A 15,913-nucleotide genomic window follows, 5' to 3' on the forward strand; every position below is an offset into this window, starting at 1 on the left:
GTCGGGCCGCGCGCATCAAACCGACGTCTTCTGCTCCGTGGATGCTCAGACGACGTGTGACGACGCAGCACGGAGCGGGTTGCCGCGACGACGTGCCACGACGATCGCGGCGGGGATCCCACCTACCACGGCGAGTGCGACCGTTGCGAGGAGCAGGATCCCGGCGGGCCCGGTGCCATCGAAGTCGTCGGGCAGGCTGAACACCGAGAAGTCCCACATCGCGTGCAGCACCACGGGCACCGCGAGGGTCCCGGTCACCCGACGTGACACGTACAGCACGCTGCCCATCCCGACCGACAGGACGATCTGTCCGATGGTGTCGCCGATCTCCTGCCCGTTGAACACGTTGCCGGCGTGGATCACCGCGAACGCCAGGGTCGACACCCCGTAGGCGACGAGTTCGGACACGTGCACCCGGAGACCGGTCAGCAGCACCCCGCGGATCAGCAGCTCCTCGAGCAGGCCGATGCACAGCGCCCAGAGTGCCAACGACGCCAGGCCCGGAACGTCGAGTGCGATGTCCGTGAACGGGTACTTCACCCAGATCAGCACGAACAGCAGCACCGGCACGACCAGCCACCACGACCGGCGAGGTGTGTCGGCCTCGAACAGGGTGTCACGGCGCCACGGCAGGGCGACGACCGCGGCGAGCAGCACGACCAGCGGGATCGCCTCGGGCAGGACGCCGAAGTGCAGCACGCCGGCGGCGGTCTGGAACGAGTAGTTGGCGGTCCCGCCCGGCGGCGCGATCAGCCACTGCATCAGGTAGACGAGGACCACCACCACGGCCGTGACGGTGACAGCGATCCAGAGTCGCGGCGTGCGGGTGTGGGTGTACATGGAGGCCTTCCGGTCAGATCAGAAGGTGATATTCTACATCTACAGTGATCGGGGCGGGACCCATGACGAACGGGAGGCTCGGTGCCAGCCGGCACCGAGCCTCCCGTCCGCGTGTGGTCGCGTGTCAGCGCACGCGGACCTGCGTCGCCGCCTGCTTGCCGGACTGCACCCCGGTGAAGGTGACCGTCTGGTTGCCGGCGACGCCCCTCCACTGCACGGCAGCGGTGCCGTCGATCACGTCGACGGTTCCCAGGTCGGTCGAGCCGATCCGCACGCGCACCTGCCGGTCGCCGTTGAAGCGGCTGCCGGTCAGGGTCACGCGCTGGTTCGGACGCGGTGCGCCGACGGACAGGTCGATCCGGGCACCGCGGCTCAGCGCTGCCAGATCGTCGTTCAGGCGCAACGAGTCGGACACCGTGAAGAAGGTGTCGGTCTGGTCGGTCAGCCCGACGACGTTCGCGGCACCGGGACCGAAGGCGGCGATGCGGACCTGCGTGCCCGTGTGCTGCTGCGAGGAACCCGCGCCGGCCGTGCCGTACGAGACCTTCATCGTGGTGCCGTCAGCGGTGACGAGTGCCGTCGACAGCGAGGTCGGCGGCGTGTTGTCGACGATCTGGCTGGAGTGCGCGTGGTCGGCGGTCGCGATGACCAGGGTGTTGCCGTCCTTCTTGGCGAAGGCGAGTGCCGACTGCACGGCCTCGTCGAAGTCGATCGTCTCGCCGATCTGGCCGCAGGCATCCGCGGCGTGGTCCTGCTTGTCGATGCTCGCGCCCTCGACCTGCAGGAAGAAGCCCTTGCCGTTCGACTGCGGGCGGTTGAGCAGGCCGATCGACTTGTTCGTCAGCGATGCGAGCGACAGCCCGGTGTCGAGCCGTGCCGGGTTCGGGGTGCACCGGACCGCTGCCTGGTCCGCGCCGCCGACGGTGGCGGTCGTGGGTGCGTAGCGCGTCGGGAAGTTGCCCGGCGTGAACAGCCCGAGGACGGGGTGCTGCTGGTCCGCACGGCGGACGCCGGCCAGACCGGCTGCGTCGCCGACGACCTGGTACCCGCGCGCCGATGCCTGGTCGAACAGGGTCTTGCCCTGGTACTGCCCGGCCTTGGCGGTCTGGGTGAAGCTGGTCGAGCCGCCGCCCAGGGTCAGGTCGGGGCGGGTGTTCAGCAGCTGCTCGCTGATCGAGCCGAGGCCGCCGTTCTGCAGCGCGTCGGTGCCGCACGACGCGGTGTCGGGGCCGTAGCAGCTGCGGGCGCCGACGTGGGCGACCTGGACGGCCGGGGTGGCGTCCTGGATCTCCGCCGTCGACACGTTGCCGGTGCGCAGGCCGTTCGCCTTCGCGAGCTCGACGAGCGTCTTCTGCGGGGTGTTGTCGATGTCGACGGAGATGGCGCCGTCGTAGGTCTTCGTGCCCGTCGCCCAGGCGCTGCCCGAGGCGGCGGAGTCGGTGACGTAGTCGGGCTTGCCCTTGTCGGCGCCGTCCTTGACCAGCGAGTACGTCGTGTACGAGCCCGTCAGCGGCAGCGCGTCGAGCCCGGGCAGTCGACCGGCCGCGCCGTACTGGTAGTTGCGGGCGACCGTGATCTCGGAGTCGCCCATCCCGTCGCCGATGAGCAGGATGACGTTCTTCGCGTTCGCGTTCTTGATCGCCTGGCGCACGGCCTGGGTCTGGTCGCCCGCGGCACGCTGAGCGCCACCGTGCTGGTTCAGGGCCAGCTGGCCGACGGCCTCGGCGGTGCCGGGCAGTGCGAGTGCACCGGCGATGAGCACGGCGCCCAGCGTCAGTGCGGTCCGGCGCCGCTTCGAGTGGTGCTGTTCCATGTCGGTTCCCCTCGTCATGTGCCCCCGTTCGGGTGCCATCCGAGGATGGCTGTACGGAGGTACAGCGAGGTGAACCGGAGACGTCCGGTCCGTGAACGGCTCGGCTACTCGCCGAACTCGACCTGGACCTGTGCGCCGGCGTCGGAGAGCTCGAGCTGCACCGCGGCACGGGCCTGGTCGATCCAGACGCTGTCCGAGCAGCCGATCCACACGCTCGTGGGCGGCTCGCAGTCGGGACGGCACCACTCGGTGGCCCAGCCGATCACGGCGCGTGCCAGGGCCTCGCCGTGGTCGGCGAAGCACAGCGGCGCGACGACCGACGGGCGCTCGGTGCGGATCAGCCACGACACGGTGACGCGCGGCGGGGCGGGCAGGATGCGGACCTGTTCGGCGAGGGCGACCTCGACGAAGACCTGCCCGTAGGCGGTCTCCGGCAGTGCGGCCAGTCGGCGGTGGATCTCGGTCAGGTCCTCGACGGCGCCGGCGAGCATGACCCGTTCGGTGGGCTGGTCGCCCGTCATCGCCATGCTGTCCACGCTAGGCCCCTCCTGATGTGCGGACAAGCCCGAGTTGGAGGGTCAGGAACTCCCACATCCACGTCAGTGCCACCGCGTTCGTCAGGCCCGGCGCGTTCTGCGCGATCTGGGTCGCCACGCCGTCGCTGTAGGCCGCGGTCTTGAGCGCGACCGCCGACGGGTCGATGCCGTCGGGACCCCGGTGGAACGTGCCGTCGGCGACCCCTCGGCGGATGACCCGGACCAGGCAGGCCTCCCACACGCGGATGCGCTCGGCGTACTCCTCCGCGACCTCGGGCCGACGTGCGACCGCCGTCCAGTAGTCCGACCAGATGCGCCAGTGCTGGCGGACCTGTTCACTGTCGTCGAACAGCGGCTCGACGAGCATGCCGAGCGCCCGGACGGCATCGGGTTCCAAGTCGACGGCTTCGACGATCGCACCGTAGAAGCGCTCCGTCTCGAGCACGACGACCTCGTTGAGGATCTCGGCGACGCTGGCGAAGTGGTACGTGACGGTGCCGACGGACACGCCGGCCTCGGCCGCGATGTCCCGCAGACCCGTCGCACCGAGACCGTTCCGGACGATCACCGAGCGTGCGGCGCGGACGATCATCGCGCGCCGCACCTCGGGTCGCTGCCGGGTGCGCGGCGTCTCCGGGCGACCGGCTGCCGCCGCTGCGGTGTCGCTCACGCCGAGGTCCGCGGCACGTCGTCGTGGAAGGTGTGCTCGGCGACCAGCTGCTCGGCAGCGCCGATGCCGTCCCGGGCGAACGCGCGCACGGTGTTCACGACGTGGAAGGCGTCGGCGGTCGCGGTGACCGAGGACGACGTCTCCAGACGCGCGGCCCAAGCGTCGTGCGTCAGGCCGATCCGCCACCGGGAGTCCGCCTGCGCCGAGGTCGGGTCGCCCGACCGGATGCGGTACGTCTCGCGGGCGTCCTCGTCGAAGACCAGCCCGTCCGGGTACACGCGGCCGCCGCCGTAGCCGGGGTCGACGTCGAGCGTCCACTCCCCCGTCTCGACGTCGTGCGTGACCGTGCGCTGCGGCAGCGGATCGGTCGGTGCCACCCGGGTGATCGCGAGCGGGGTCGACCGTTCCGGTTCGGCGAACGCGATCCCGTCGTCGGCGCCACCCGTCCAGACCGGCAGTGTGAGGGTGCTCGCCGCGGGGTCGACCACCAGGCTGGCGGCGGTGCCGTGCGGCCACACCCACGGCCAGTACGCGGTCGACACGGCGATGCGCAGGCGGTGGCCCGCGACGAAGCGGTGCCCGGTCGAGACGAGCCGGACGGGCAGCACCGCGGGGTCCCCGGGCGAGAGCGGGTCGTCACGGTCCATGCCCTGTCGTCGCGCGGCGTTCAGCACACCGCGCGTGACGAGCGTCGAGCTGCCGTCGGGCGCGACGTCGCACAGCCGCACGGTGACGGTCGCCCGCGGCTGGTCGCTCGTGACGGCCAGCGCGACGTCGACGTTCCCCAGCAGGTCGAAGTCGGTGTCGACCGGCAGGTCGAAGCACACCGACCGTCCGTCCTCGGCGCGCTGGTCCGGCGGCAGGTCGGTCGCGTTGCCGAACGGGAAGAACCGTCCGCCGTCGATGCCGGTCTCCTGCGGCGAGGCGACGACGACGCTGCCGTCCCGGCCGCCGCGCAGGGCGTCGAGGGACAGCACCCGCGGCGCGCTCGAGGTCGACGGCCACGACGTCGCGCCGACCCACCGGCCAGTGCGTTCGGCGTAGTACGACGCGGGCGGCTCGGGGTCGTTGATCCATGCCCGCAGCGCCGGGTCCTGCTCGACCCCGGTGTCGGTGCCGCGCAGCCAGCGGTCCCACCAGCGCAGGGTCTCCTGCAGGAAGCCGATCGCGGGGCCGGGAGCCAGGCCGCGGTCCGGGTACTGGTGCGACCACGGCCCGATGATGCCGCGCACGGGCGCCTCGACGTCGCGCACGAGTCGGAGCACCGCGTCGCGGTACGGGTCGGCCCACCCGCCGACGGCGAGCACCGCCGCACGCACGTCGCCGATGTCCTCGGTCGCGCTGCCGTGCCGCCAGTAGTCGTCGCGCGTCTGGTGCGACAACCACACCGGCGTCATCGGCCGGTTCGCGTCGAGCCGCTCGCGCCAGCGCTCGACCCAACCGGGACCCACGACCTCGGGTCGGGGCGGCCGGGAGTTGAACGCGAACATCGTCGCGCCCCAGGCGGCCATGTCGATGCCGAGCACCGCGCCGCCCATGTAGTGCACGTCGTTGTCGTAGCGGTCGTCCGTCGAGCACACGGTGACGATCGCCCTGAGGGCGTCCGGGGCGCGGGCGGCGAGCTGCAGCGCGTTGAACCCGCCCCACGAGATGCCGAACATGCCGACGGCACCGCTGGACCATGGCTGCGCGGCGAGCCAGGCGATCACGGCCTCGCCGTCGCGGAGCTCCTGTTCGCTGTACTCGTCGTCGAAGACCCCGTCGGACGAGCCCGTCCCGCGGATGTCGACGCGCACCGACGCGTACCCGTTGGCGGCGTACCAGGGGTGCCGCTCCGAGTCGCGCGGCGCGGTCCAGTCGTCCAGCCGGTACGGCAGGTACTCCAGCAGCACCGGCACCGGAGCGTCCGGCGATGCCGACACGGGCGCCCAGATCCGGGTGTGCAGCCGGACGCCGTCGGCCATCGGGATCCACGTGTCGCGGACCGTCACGCCGTCGGGCAGCCCGTCCGGCACACCGATCCCGGTGAACGTCGTGGTCATGCGTCCTCCCAGTTCCTGACGTGGTGGCCGTTCCCCTGGTCGGTCCACCCGTCGGCGTGCCGCCAGTGCTGGACACCGTCGTCGACGTCCGGCAGCTCGGTGATCCCGGGTTCGAGCGTCGCCGCCAGCAGCGTCCGCGTGTACGGGTGGTTCGGGCCGCTGAACACGCGTTCGGTCGGGCCGACCTCGATGATCTGCCCGCCGGTCATCACCGCGACCCGGTCGGCCACGCCGCGCACGACGGCGAGGTCGTGGCTGATGAACAGACAGCTGAGTCCGTCGTCACGCTGCAGGTCGGCGAGCAACGCCAGGATCCCGGCCTGCACCTGCACGTCGAGCGCCGTGGTGATCTCGTCCGCGATCACGAGGCGCGGCCCGGCCGCCAGCGCCCGGGCGATCCCGACGCGCTGTCGCTGTCCGCCCGACAGCTGCGCCGGCAGCCGGTCGGCGAACTCCGGTCCGAGGCCGACCTTGGTGAGCAGTTCGTCCACCCGGGCGCGTGACGTCGAGCCGGTGAACAGCCGGAGCGGTCGTGCTACGGCAGCACCGACCGTGCGCCGGGGGTTGAGCGAGGTGTCCGCGTTCTGGAACACGAGCTGCACCGCGCGACGCAGCTCCGGGCTGCGGGCCGCGACCGGGACGCGCAGGTCGCCCGATGTGGTCCCGTCGTCGTAGGTGAACGTGCCCGACTCGGCCGGTACGAGCCCGGCCAGTGCGGTCGCGAGCGTCGACTTGCCGCTGCCGGACTCGCCGACGACGGCGAGCGTCTCCCGCGGAGCGATCGTGAACGACACGCCGTCGACCGCGGCCGGCAGGCCGCGTCCGTACCGGATGACCAGGTCGCGCGCGTCGACCACGGGGCGGCCGTGCCGGACGGGAGGACCGGCTGCGGCGGGTGCGTCGGTGACCGTCTCGGGGACGGTCGCGTCGTGACGGCGGTGGCCCGCGCCTCCGGACCGGGTGCCGTCCGGTACCGCGGCCAGCAGTGCCCGCGTGTACTCGTGCTGCGGGTCGGCGAACAGCGCTGCGGTCGGCCGGTGTTCGACGACCTCGCCGCGACGCATCACGGCGATCTCGTCGGCCATCGCCGAGACGACGCCCAGGTCGTGGCTGACCAGCAGGACCGCCATGCCGAGTTCGCGCCCCAGGTCGGCGACCAGGTCGAGCACGGCCGCCTGGGTGACGACGTCGAGCGCGGTGGTCGGCTCGTCGAGCACCAGGACGCTCGGGCGTGCGGCGACGGCCATCGCGATCGCGACGCGCTGCTGCTGTCCGCCGGACAGCTGGTGCGGCCAGCGCCGGACGATCGTGTCCGGGTCGGGCAGCCGGACCATCCGGACGAGTTCGGCGACCCGCTCGGGCCCGTCGGGTTCGCCGTGGGCGCGGAGGGCCTCGCGGATCTGCTCGCCGACGCGCATCGACGGTGTCAGGGCCTGTCCGGCGTTCTGCGCGACGACCGATGCGGTGCCGCCCCGCAGGCGCCGGGTGGCGGACGGGGACAGCGCGAAGACGTCCTGCCCTGCGACGGTGACCGTGCCGGCGACGATGCGGGAACCGGTGCGCAGGTGCGCCAGCAGGGTCCGCGCGACCGTGGACTTGCCGCTGCCGGACTCGCCGACGAGCCCGAGGGTCCGACCGGCGGCGATCGCGAACGAGACGCCGCGGACGACCGGGACCTCGGTCCGGCCGGCGGCGTACGAGATCGCGAGGTCCTGCACCTGGACGGGCGGGGCGTCCGTCACGACCTGGCTGTGCGTGTTCGTGTGGGTGGCGGTCATGCGCTCGTCGCTCCCTGCGTGGCACGGTCGACGCCGAGCGACTTGCTCAGCCCGTCCGCGGCGAGGTTCAGGCCGACCACCAGCGTCGCGAGCGCCACGATCGGCGCCAGCGTGCCGAGCGGCACGACGGTCAGGGCGGTGCGGTTCTCCTGCACCATCAGGCCCCAGTCGGGTGTGGGCGGGTTCGCGCCGAAGCCCAGGAACGACAGCGATGCCACGAGCAGCACGATCCACGACGCCCGCATGGCGTACTCGACCAGCACGACGTCGAGCACGTTCGGCAGGATCTCGCGGAACACGATCGACAGCGGCTTCTCACCCCGGGCCCGTGCTGCCGTGACGTAGTCCTGCGTGATGACGGTCCGGGCGGCGCCGCGCACCACCCGGGTGACAGCGGGTGCGTAGACGACCGTGACCGCGAGCACGATGACCCAGAGCCCGGCGTCGAAGACCGTCACGACCACCAGCAGCGCCAGGATCGACGGCACGCTCAGCAGCGCGTCGACGACCCGCATCACGACCTCGTCGAACCAGTTGTCGGCGTACGCGGTGACCGCGCCGAGCACCGTGCCGACCGCGACGGCGATCGTCGTCGCCAGGAAGGTCACCAGCAGCGCGTACCGGCCGCCGTTGAGCGTGCGGGACAGGATGTCGCGGCCGTACTGGTCGGTGCCGAGCCAGTGCGACCACTCGGGTCCGGCGAGCACGTTGCCCGAGTCGGTGGCCACCGGGTCGTGTCCGGCGATGAGCGGCGCGGCGATCGCGAGCACCAGGTGCAGGGCGATCAGGCCGAGGCCGACGGACAGTGCCGTCGATGACCGCAGCGGGGTGGTGATGCGTCCCAGGCGGGGGGCGATGGCGGTCATGCTGCCGTCCCTTCGTCCGCGCGACGGGCCGCGCGGGTGGTGGCGTCCCCGCGCGCACGGGCTCGACGCGCTGCGGGGCGGACCCGGGTGCGTCGCTGCCGGGTGCGCAGTCGGGGGTCGAGCGCGAGCGCCACCAGGTCGGCGGCGAGGTTGCAGACGACGTACACGACGGCGCTCAGGAGGGCGATCGCCTCGATGGTCGGCAGGTCGCGGTTGAACACGGACTCGAGCATGAGCTTGCCCATGCCCGGGTAGTTGAAGACGTTCTCGACGACGACCACGCCGCCGAGCAGCCACGCGACGTTGAGCGCGACGACGTTGAGCGTCGGCAGCAGTGCGCTCGGCACCGCGTGCTTCCACACCACGCGGCGGAGCGTCAGGCCCTTGAGCTCGGCCGTCGTGACGAACTCGGACGCCATCACGTCGATCGTGGACGACCGGGCGGTCCGCACGATGTACGCGGCCATCGCCAGGGTCAGCACGATGATCGGCAACCAGATCGACGGCAGGAGCTCGCCGACCGTGGCGTCGCTGCCGCGCAGCACGACGGCCGGGAACAGCGGGATGCCGATCGCGAAGAGCAGCACCAGGACGGTTGCGACCATGAACTCCGGCACGCTCATCACGACCAGGCTGACGATCGAGATGACCCGGTCGGCCGGACGACCGCGGCGCACACCGGCGATGACGCCGAGGGTCAGCGACAGCGTGACACCGACCAGCATCGCGGGGACAGCGATCAGCATGCTGTTGCGGAAGGCGGTGAACAGGGTCGGTGCAACCGGGTTCCCGCTCACCAGCGAGGTGCCGAAGTCGCCGTGGGCAGCGCCGACGAGCCACTGGCCGTAGCGGAGCCACACGTTCTGGTCGAGGCCGAGGGTCTTCCGCAGCTGGGCGACGGCGTCGGGGGTGGCGTTCTGCCCGAGCAGCTGCTGGGCGACGTCCCCGGGCAGCGCCTGCACGGCGAGGAACACGAACAACGAGGCGAGGACCACCGTCAGCAGGGCGATCCCCACGCGGCGTAGGACGGGGAGCAGGACGTTCATCGGCGCAGTCCGATCCGAAGGTAGTCGAACTCGAAGCCGAACTCGGCGTAGTTGACGACGTCGCGGGACAGCCCGACCAGGCGGTCCCCGAACATCGGCGTCATGTCCGCGCCGCTCTCGACGACCAGGCGCTGGGCATCCTGGTAGAGCGTCCGGCGCTTGGCGTCGTCCATCTCGGCGCGGGCCTGGTCGAGCATGGTGTCGAAGCCCTTGTCGGACCACGCGCTCTCGTTGTAGGACGAGCCGGTGCGGAAGATCTGGTTGAGCAGCTGGTCGATCGGCCGACCGGTGAACCAGTAGCTCACCATCAGCGGCTTCTGCATCCAGATCTGCGTGTAGTACGAGTCCGACGACGCGTTCTTGATGGTCAGGTCGATGCCCGCTTCGGCGACCTGGTCGCGGTACGCGACCGCGAGCGGGGTGAAGACCGACTCGTAACTGGACGTGTAGATCGAGGTGGCCAGGCCCTCCCGTCCGGCCTGCTGCAGCAGGCGCTTCGCCTTGTCCGGGTCGTGCTCGCGCGGGACGTCGACGAAGGCGGCGAGCTGCGGCGGCACCGGGTTGTCCCAGCCGGGCGAACCGGTGCCCTGCAACGCGGTCTGCACGATGGACTTCGGGTCGTACGCCAGCTTCATGGCCTGCCGGACCCGGACGTCGCTGAACTCCTTGCTGGTCGCGAGCATCGGGATCGTGTACCACTGCGCGTTCACCGAGCGGGCAACGGTGGCGCGGTCGGACGCGGCGACGACCCGTGCGGTCGCGAAGTCCAGGTTGGTCTGCGAGATCAGGTCGACCTGCCCGGCGAGCAGGGCGTTCACCCGCGCGGTGGTGTCCTGGATCGAGAAGAAGTCGATGCCGTCGAGCGCGGGACGTCCGGCGAAGTGGTCATCGAACGCCTCGACGCTGCCCGCACCGGCGGGGGTGAACGACGACAGCCGGAACGGGCCCGTGCCGATCCCGGTCCGGCCGATCGTGCTGATCGCGGACGCCGGGACGATGTAGCACTGGTACGCCGTCAGCAGCGACGGGAACTCGGCGTTCGGCTTCGTGAGGTCGAAGCGCAGGGTGTACCGGTCGACCGCGCGCATTGACTTCGCCGTCATCACCTCGCCGAGCACGCCGGCCTGCGGTGAACCGGTCGCCTCGTCGAGGATGTGCTGGATGCTGGCGATCGCGTCATCGGCTCCGAAGCGGGAGCCGTCGTGGAACCGGACGTCCTGGCGCAGGTGGAACGTCCACACGGTGCCGTCGGCGTTGGCGGACCACTCCTTCGCCAGGTCGGGCACCGTCGTGCCGGACTCGTCGAGCTTGACGAGCCGGTTGTACAGCGCGCCGAGGTACTCGTACGCGGACAGCGAGCTGGCGGAGTCGAGCGTCTCGGCGGCGGACGCGGCCGGACGGGCGATGCGCAGCCGGCCACCGCGGCGGGCGGTGCCGGTCGCCGCCTGTTCGGGCAACTCGGACGTGCCGGCGCTGGCCCCGGAGCTGCAGCCGGTCAGGGTGAGCAGGCCGAGACCGGCGAGCCCGGCGGCTCCGGTCAGCAGGGTGCGACGGCTGGGACCGCGATGGTGGTCTTCGGGTGGACGGACGACGTGCTGCATTCGGGGTGACCCCTCCTGGTAATCGTTCCGGTGAACGATAGAGGGGTTCTCCGGCCCTGGCGAATCCTGTGACGCCTCCACGAGCAGAGTTCACAGAGCCGTTACACGCGGCCGCGGCCGGATCGGGCCATGATCGAACCACACACGACGGATCGGGAGCACGGCCATGGCGACCTTCACACGCGGTTTCGGCGGACGCCGACGCGACCAGGACGACGCGCGGATCCCACCCGGTCAGACACTCGTGCGGGACTGGCCCGTCCTGTCCGCCGGTGCCACGCCCGAGATCGAGCCCGCCGAGTGGAGCTTCTCGATCCAGACCGAGTCCGGGCTGACGGAGTGGACCTGGGACCAGGTGCAGGCGCTCGGCGTGCAGGACGTCACGGTCGACATCCACTGCGTCACGCACTGGACCAAGCTCGACATGCCCTGGCGCGGGGTCCCGCTCGACGCGTTCTTCGAGCAGGTCGAGACCTCGCTCGACTACTGCATGGTGCACAGCTACGGCGGCTACACGACGAACGTGCCACTCGACGAGCTGCTGGACGGCAAGGCCTGGGTCGCGTTCGAAGCCGACGGTGCGCCGCTCGAGCCCGAGCACGGTGGCCCCGCGCGCCTGCTCGTGCCGCACCTGTACTTCTGGAAGAGCGCCAAGTGGGTGCGCGGCATCGTCATGCAGTCCGACGACGAGCCGGGCTTCTGGGAGAACGCGGGCTACAACATGCACGGCGACCCCTGGAAGGAGGAGCGGTACTGGTGACCGTCCCTCCTGTTGCGTCCGTCGCCGGCGTCTCCGGTCTGGAGGCCCGGGCCGACTCCTCCTCGTCGGCGCCGCCCCGCAGACGGCCGGCCTGGCACGACGCCACCGTGGCCGCTGTCGCCACCGAGACCCCGAACGCCCGCCGGATCGTGCTGGACGTGCCGACGTGGCCCGGCAACGACGCCGGCCAGCACCTCGACCTGCGGCTGACCGCCGAGGATGGGTACCAGGCCACCCGCTCGTACTCGATCGCGTCCTCGGGCGACGACACCCGGGTGATGCTGGCCGTCGACCGGGTCGAGGACGGCGAGGTCTCGCCGTTCCTGGTCGACGCGGTCGAGGTCGGCGACACACTCGAGGTGCACGGACCGCTCGGCGGGTGGTTCGTCTGGCGTCCCACCGGGTCGTCGCGGCCCGTGCAGCTCATCGCCGGTGGATCGGGCATCGTGCCCCTGCTCGCCATGGTCACGGCGCACGCCGAGGTCGACGACCCACAGCCGTTCCGGATGCTCTACGCCGTCCGGACGCCCGACGACGTCTTCTTCCGCGACGAACTCGACGCCGCCGGAGCCGCAACGGCGCCCTTCGCGCTGACCATCGTGCACAGCCGTCGCGCTCCCGAGGGCTCGACCGTGCCGGCAGGTCGACTCACGCGCGACACCCTGGCCGGAGCGGTGCTGCCGCCCGAGGCCGGCGCGCTGGTCTACGTCTGCGGCTCGACGCCGTTCGTCGAGCAGGTGCTCAGCTGGCTCGGCGAGCTCGGGCACGACACGCGTGACGTCCGTGCAGAACGGTTCGGAGGAAGCTGATGACGGTCCTCGACGGCAACGCGCTGGCTGGGGAGCTGGCCGAGGTGCTCGGTCCCGACGCCACCCGTGCGCAGATGCGGTGCCGCGGGTGCGGTTCGGTCGGCGCGCTGGGCGAGACCCGGGTGTACCGCACGGCGATGGGGGCGGTCGCGCGGTGTCACGGGTGCGACGAGGTGCTCGTGACCGTGGTGACGAACGGACCGCACCGGTGGGTCGGGATGCCCGGCGTGCGGGTGGTCTCCCCGACCTGACCGGCGTCCCCGGTGCTGCCGGGGGCGGGTCCGTCCCTGGATGCACGTGCCCTGGAACCACGAAAGCCCCGACCGAGGTCGAGGCTTTCGTGAGGGCCGGGTGGAGCCGGTTGTTCCCGAGCGGATGACGAGATTCGAACTCGCGACCCTCACCTTGGCAAGGTGATGCGCTACCACTGCGCCACATCCGCATCGCACGCTCTTCCGAACGTGCTGCGTCGAGTGTACCCGTGTTCGTCCCGTTCGACGGACCCCCCGCTGTTCCGGGCGTGTCCACGGGCCGAGCGAGTTGAATCACGAGCATGAGCGAGTTCGTGAAGGAAGTCCCGGACGAGAACCCGAACGAACCCGACGCGCACGGCGTGGACCTGGTGGACGGGGACGAGCCGGCGGTCCGCATCCTCGTGCGTGGCGAGCTGCCGACGACGATCGAGCACGAGGGCCGGACGTGGCGGGCGACCGACGAGACGCACGATGCCGGCGTCGCTCCGGCGATCCGGGTGTTCCGGCCGCTGGTCTGACCCGACGGGTCGTCGTGCCGGGGTGCCGGTCAGTTCAGCCGGTTCTGCAGGTCGTCCTGGCGGACACCGGCCGCGACCGCGACCGCACGGACCTGCGCAGTGAGCTCCTCGTCCCGCAGGTGCTTCGCGAAGCCGATCACCGTGCGGTAGACGGGCACGTCGACCGTGGTCCACTGCCCGTTGTCGACCGTGATCCGCAGCGCATCGACCTTGCCGAACCGGTACCGGCCGGCGGCGCTGGTCTCGCCGTCGCCCACGGAACGGATGGCCGCGCGGGGGATGCCGAGCACCAGTCGTGGGGTGCTGCCGCCGACGTAGATGCCGATGCCGTTGTGGTCCGCGACCGCGGTGGCGTGCCCGCGCCGCGGGACCGTCTCGGTCAGCGACACGTTCAACATCGCGGCCGTGCGGCGGATGTCCGTCGCCACGTCCTTCTGCAGCAGGATCGGCACCAGGTGCGCGCCGGGGTGCTGCTGCGCCAGTGCGGCTTCACGACGACGGGTCGCGGCGTTCTGCACCCCGAGGACGATCTCGACGATCACGAAGATGCCGACCGCGTAGAGCACGAGCGTCCCGATCACCGCGGGCGTCGACATGCCGTCCTCGTGTTCACGCCACGCCAGGTAGCCGAAGCGCAGCACCAGGTACGCCCCCACCACGGCCATGCCGATCAGTCCGCCTCGACGCCGACCGGATCCGTTCTGATTCCCCATCCGGCCAACACTAGGTGCACCCTGGTCCGACCGGCGAGACCTGCGTGTCCTCTCACTCGGCCGGCCCGAGCCCTTGACGCCGGGAGATCCGCGCCGGACCATCACGGTGTGACCGCCACGATCCGACCAGCGCGTCCGAGCGATGCGGACGCCATCGAACAGATCGAGAACGACGCCGACCGCCTGCTGGTCGCCCACCTGCGGCCCGACACCTGGTCCCCCGCTCCCCCGGGCGCCGAGCGGCTGGCAACCGCCGGGTTCGTGCTCGTGGTCGAGTCGATGGACGGCGTGGTCGTCGGGTTCGTGGACGTCATCGAGGTCGACGACGTCTGCCACCTCGAGCAGCTGTCGGTCCGGCCCGAGCACTGCCGTCGGGGTCACGGACGTGCGCTCGTCGAGGCGGCGAAGCAGCGTGCGCGTGCCCTCGGACACCAGCGCATCTCGCTGCGGACCTACGCCGACGTCCCCTGGAACGCGCCGTTCTACGCCACCGCGGGGTTCACGGAGGAAGAACCGGTCACGCCGTTCCACCGGTCGCTCGTCGACGTCGAGGCCCGCCTCGGGATCGACCGCTGGGGGCGGCGGGTCCAGATGAGCGCGCCGGTCTCCTGACACCGAGACGAAGGTCGGACGGGCCGTCCATGCGCTCCGGCGCGGCGTAGGTTCTGGTCATGCGGACATCCCGGGACGTGGCCATCGCGACCGTGCAGGCGGTCGGTGCGCCGGCGGTGGTCGTCGCGCTGTGGTTGTTGCTCGTGCACGTCGACTTCCCGACGACGCCGACCGCCGCCGTGGTCGCGATCGCCGCACTCATCGCCGCCGGCATCGTCGCCGTGATCCTGACGATGTGGTGGCGCGTCGGGGGGTTCCGCAACGACCGAGCGCTGCATCGCTGGGTGCGGAACGGGCCGGAGCCGCAGTTGGTCTCGCCTGCGATCCGGTTGCGTTTCCTCCGACGGCTCGAACGGCGCAGTGTCGCCTTCGGCCGGCTCTACCTCGTGCTGGCTGGGCTCTGGCTGCTGCTCGCCTTCGTCGGCGCGCTCTACCACGACAGCGCACTGGTGCTGAACGTCGTCACTGCGGGATGCTGGCTGTGCCTGGGGATCGACAGCATCGCGTTCGGCAAGCGGTGGGGCGGACGGGTCGACCACCTGGTCGAGGAGACGACGGCGCAGTTGCAGGACGCTGCCAGACTCTGACGATGCGATTCCACGTCCGAGCCGAACGCCCCCTGCCGGACGAACTGCACGCGCTGTACGACGCGGTCGGCTGGACCGCCTACACCGACGTGCCCGGACAGCTCGAGCGTGCCGTCGACGGCTCGTTCCTGGTGCTCACGGCGCGCGACGACACGGGCGCGCTGGTCGGGCTCGTCCGCACGGTGTCCGACGGCGTCACGATCGTCTACGTCCAGGACCTCCTCGTGGCGCCCGCCGAACAGGGCCAGGGCATCGGCGGAGCACTGCTGGACGAGGTGCTGCGCGGGGCGACCGACATCCGGCAGGTCGTCCTGATGACGGACGCCGAACCACAGCAGCGGTCCTTCTACGAGGCGCACGGTCTCGTCGAGGTGCACGACGTCCGACCCCACGGACTCCGCTCGTTCGTCCGCCTGGCCTGAGATGCCTGCCGGTTCGGTTCGGTTCGGTCCGATCCGACTCGGATCG

The 15,913-nt window shown here is 71.3% G+C and carries 17 protein-coding genes and 1 tRNA gene; 7 read left to right on the forward strand and 11 right to left on the reverse strand.

Features of this window, described 5'->3' with window-relative positions; all coding sequences use genetic code 11:
• Positions 1–45 precede the first annotated feature (45 nt).
• From ACLBWP_RS01565 to ACLBWP_RS01605, 9 genes are all read right to left on the reverse strand, one after another.
• On the reverse strand, positions 46–840 hold the full coding sequence (locus ACLBWP_RS01565; RefSeq protein WP_447653751.1) for a CPBP family intramembrane glutamic endopeptidase: 795 nt from the start codon (positions 838–840) through the stop codon (positions 46–48).
• A gap of 124 nt (positions 841–964) precedes the next feature.
• Entirely contained in the window at positions 965–2,671 is a 1,707-nt protein-coding gene (gene phoA, locus ACLBWP_RS01570; RefSeq protein WP_447653752.1) for an alkaline phosphatase, read from the reverse strand.
• Between the two features lie 86 nt (positions 2,672–2,757).
• Positions 2,758–3,180, reverse strand: a complete 423-nt coding sequence (locus ACLBWP_RS01575) for an SIP domain-containing protein (RefSeq protein WP_447653753.1) — start codon at positions 3,178–3,180, stop codon at positions 2,758–2,760.
• A 10-nt stretch (positions 3,181–3,190) separates the two neighbouring features.
• A complete protein-coding gene (locus ACLBWP_RS01580; protein WP_447653754.1) occupies positions 3,191–3,859 on the reverse strand; it encodes a TetR family transcriptional regulator C-terminal domain-containing protein in 669 nt (222 codons plus the stop codon).
• Positions 3,856–5,901: a CocE/NonD family hydrolase gene (locus ACLBWP_RS01585; protein ID WP_447653755.1), complete on the reverse strand. Its 2,046-nt coding sequence runs from the start codon at positions 5,899–5,901 to the stop codon at positions 3,856–3,858. The genes ACLBWP_RS01580 and ACLBWP_RS01585 overlap by 4 nt, the downstream gene beginning before the upstream one ends.
• Positions 5,898–7,679, reverse strand: a complete 1,782-nt coding sequence (locus ACLBWP_RS01590) for a dipeptide ABC transporter ATP-binding protein (RefSeq protein ID WP_447653756.1) — start codon at positions 7,677–7,679, stop codon at positions 5,898–5,900. The genes ACLBWP_RS01585 and ACLBWP_RS01590 overlap by 4 nt, the downstream gene beginning before the upstream one ends.
• The gene (locus tag ACLBWP_RS01595) at positions 7,676–8,545 is read right to left on the reverse strand and encodes an ABC transporter permease (protein WP_447653757.1); all 870 of its coding nucleotides are present in this window, start codon (positions 8,543–8,545) and stop codon (positions 7,676–7,678) included. The genes ACLBWP_RS01590 and ACLBWP_RS01595 overlap by 4 nt, the downstream gene beginning before the upstream one ends.
• Entirely contained in the window at positions 8,542–9,591 is a 1,050-nt protein-coding gene (locus ACLBWP_RS01600) for an ABC transporter permease (protein ID WP_447653758.1), read from the reverse strand. The genes ACLBWP_RS01595 and ACLBWP_RS01600 overlap by 4 nt, the downstream gene beginning before the upstream one ends.
• A complete protein-coding gene (locus ACLBWP_RS01605; RefSeq protein WP_447653759.1) occupies positions 9,588–11,192 on the reverse strand; it encodes an ABC transporter substrate-binding protein in 1,605 nt (534 codons plus the stop codon). Before ACLBWP_RS01605 ends, ACLBWP_RS01600 begins: the two co-directional genes overlap by 4 nt.
• Before the next feature lie 166 nt (positions 11,193–11,358).
• Between ACLBWP_RS01605 and ACLBWP_RS01610 the strand changes: the two genes are divergently transcribed.
• The 3 genes from ACLBWP_RS01610 to ACLBWP_RS01620 are packed head-to-tail and all read left to right on the forward strand — an operon-like array spanning position 11,359 to position 13,012.
• Complete coding sequence (locus ACLBWP_RS01610) at positions 11,359–11,952, forward strand: molybdopterin-dependent oxidoreductase (RefSeq protein WP_447653760.1); 594 nt, start codon at positions 11,359–11,361, stop codon at positions 11,950–11,952.
• On the forward strand, positions 11,949–12,761 hold the full coding sequence (locus ACLBWP_RS01615) for a ferredoxin reductase (RefSeq protein WP_447653761.1): 813 nt from the start codon (positions 11,949–11,951) through the stop codon (positions 12,759–12,761). Before ACLBWP_RS01610 ends, ACLBWP_RS01615 begins: the two co-directional genes overlap by 4 nt.
• Positions 12,761–13,012 (forward strand): DUF6510 family protein, encoded by a 252-nt coding sequence (locus tag ACLBWP_RS01620; RefSeq protein WP_243563307.1) that lies wholly within the window; start codon positions 12,761–12,763, stop codon positions 13,010–13,012. The genes ACLBWP_RS01615 and ACLBWP_RS01620 overlap by 1 nt, the downstream gene beginning before the upstream one ends.
• A 119-nt stretch (positions 13,013–13,131) precedes the next feature.
• On the opposite strand, the gene ACLBWP_RS01625 is transcribed toward ACLBWP_RS01620, so the two are convergent.
• Positions 13,132–13,203, reverse strand: a tRNA-Gly gene (locus ACLBWP_RS01625).
• 111 nt (positions 13,204–13,314) lie between these two features.
• Here ACLBWP_RS01625 and ACLBWP_RS01630 point away from each other — a divergent pair.
• Positions 13,315–13,533 carry a hypothetical protein gene (locus tag ACLBWP_RS01630; RefSeq protein ID WP_447653762.1) on the forward strand — a complete coding sequence of 73 codons (219 nt, stop codon included), beginning with the start codon at positions 13,315–13,317 and terminating at the stop codon, positions 13,531–13,533.
• Between the two features lie 29 nt (positions 13,534–13,562).
• Here the strand turns inward: ACLBWP_RS01630 and ACLBWP_RS01635 are convergent, their stop codons facing one another.
• The gene (locus ACLBWP_RS01635) at positions 13,563–14,246 is read right to left on the reverse strand and encodes a hypothetical protein (protein ID WP_447653763.1); all 684 of its coding nucleotides are present in this window, start codon (positions 14,244–14,246) and stop codon (positions 13,563–13,565) included.
• A 108-nt stretch (positions 14,247–14,354) separates the two neighbouring features.
• Between ACLBWP_RS01635 and ACLBWP_RS01640 the strand changes: the two genes are divergently transcribed.
• From ACLBWP_RS01640 to ACLBWP_RS01650, 3 genes are read left to right on the forward strand one after another with little or no spacing between them, the layout of a single operon-like run.
• Positions 14,355–14,858 carry a GNAT family N-acetyltransferase gene (locus ACLBWP_RS01640; RefSeq protein ID WP_447653764.1) on the forward strand — a complete coding sequence of 168 codons (504 nt, stop codon included), beginning with the start codon at positions 14,355–14,357 and terminating at the stop codon, positions 14,856–14,858.
• A 59-nt stretch (positions 14,859–14,917) separates the two neighbouring features.
• Positions 14,918–15,445, forward strand: coding sequence for a hypothetical protein (locus ACLBWP_RS01645; RefSeq protein WP_447653765.1), 528 nt, complete (start codon positions 14,918–14,920; stop codon positions 15,443–15,445).
• A gap of 2 nt (positions 15,446–15,447) precedes the next feature.
• A complete protein-coding gene (locus ACLBWP_RS01650) occupies positions 15,448–15,867 on the forward strand; it encodes a GNAT family N-acetyltransferase (RefSeq protein ID WP_447653766.1) in 420 nt (139 codons plus the stop codon).
• The last annotated feature ends 46 nt before the right edge of the window (positions 15,868–15,913 follow it).

It is taken from the genome of Microbacterium sp. M1A1_1b, from assembly GCF_053345565.1.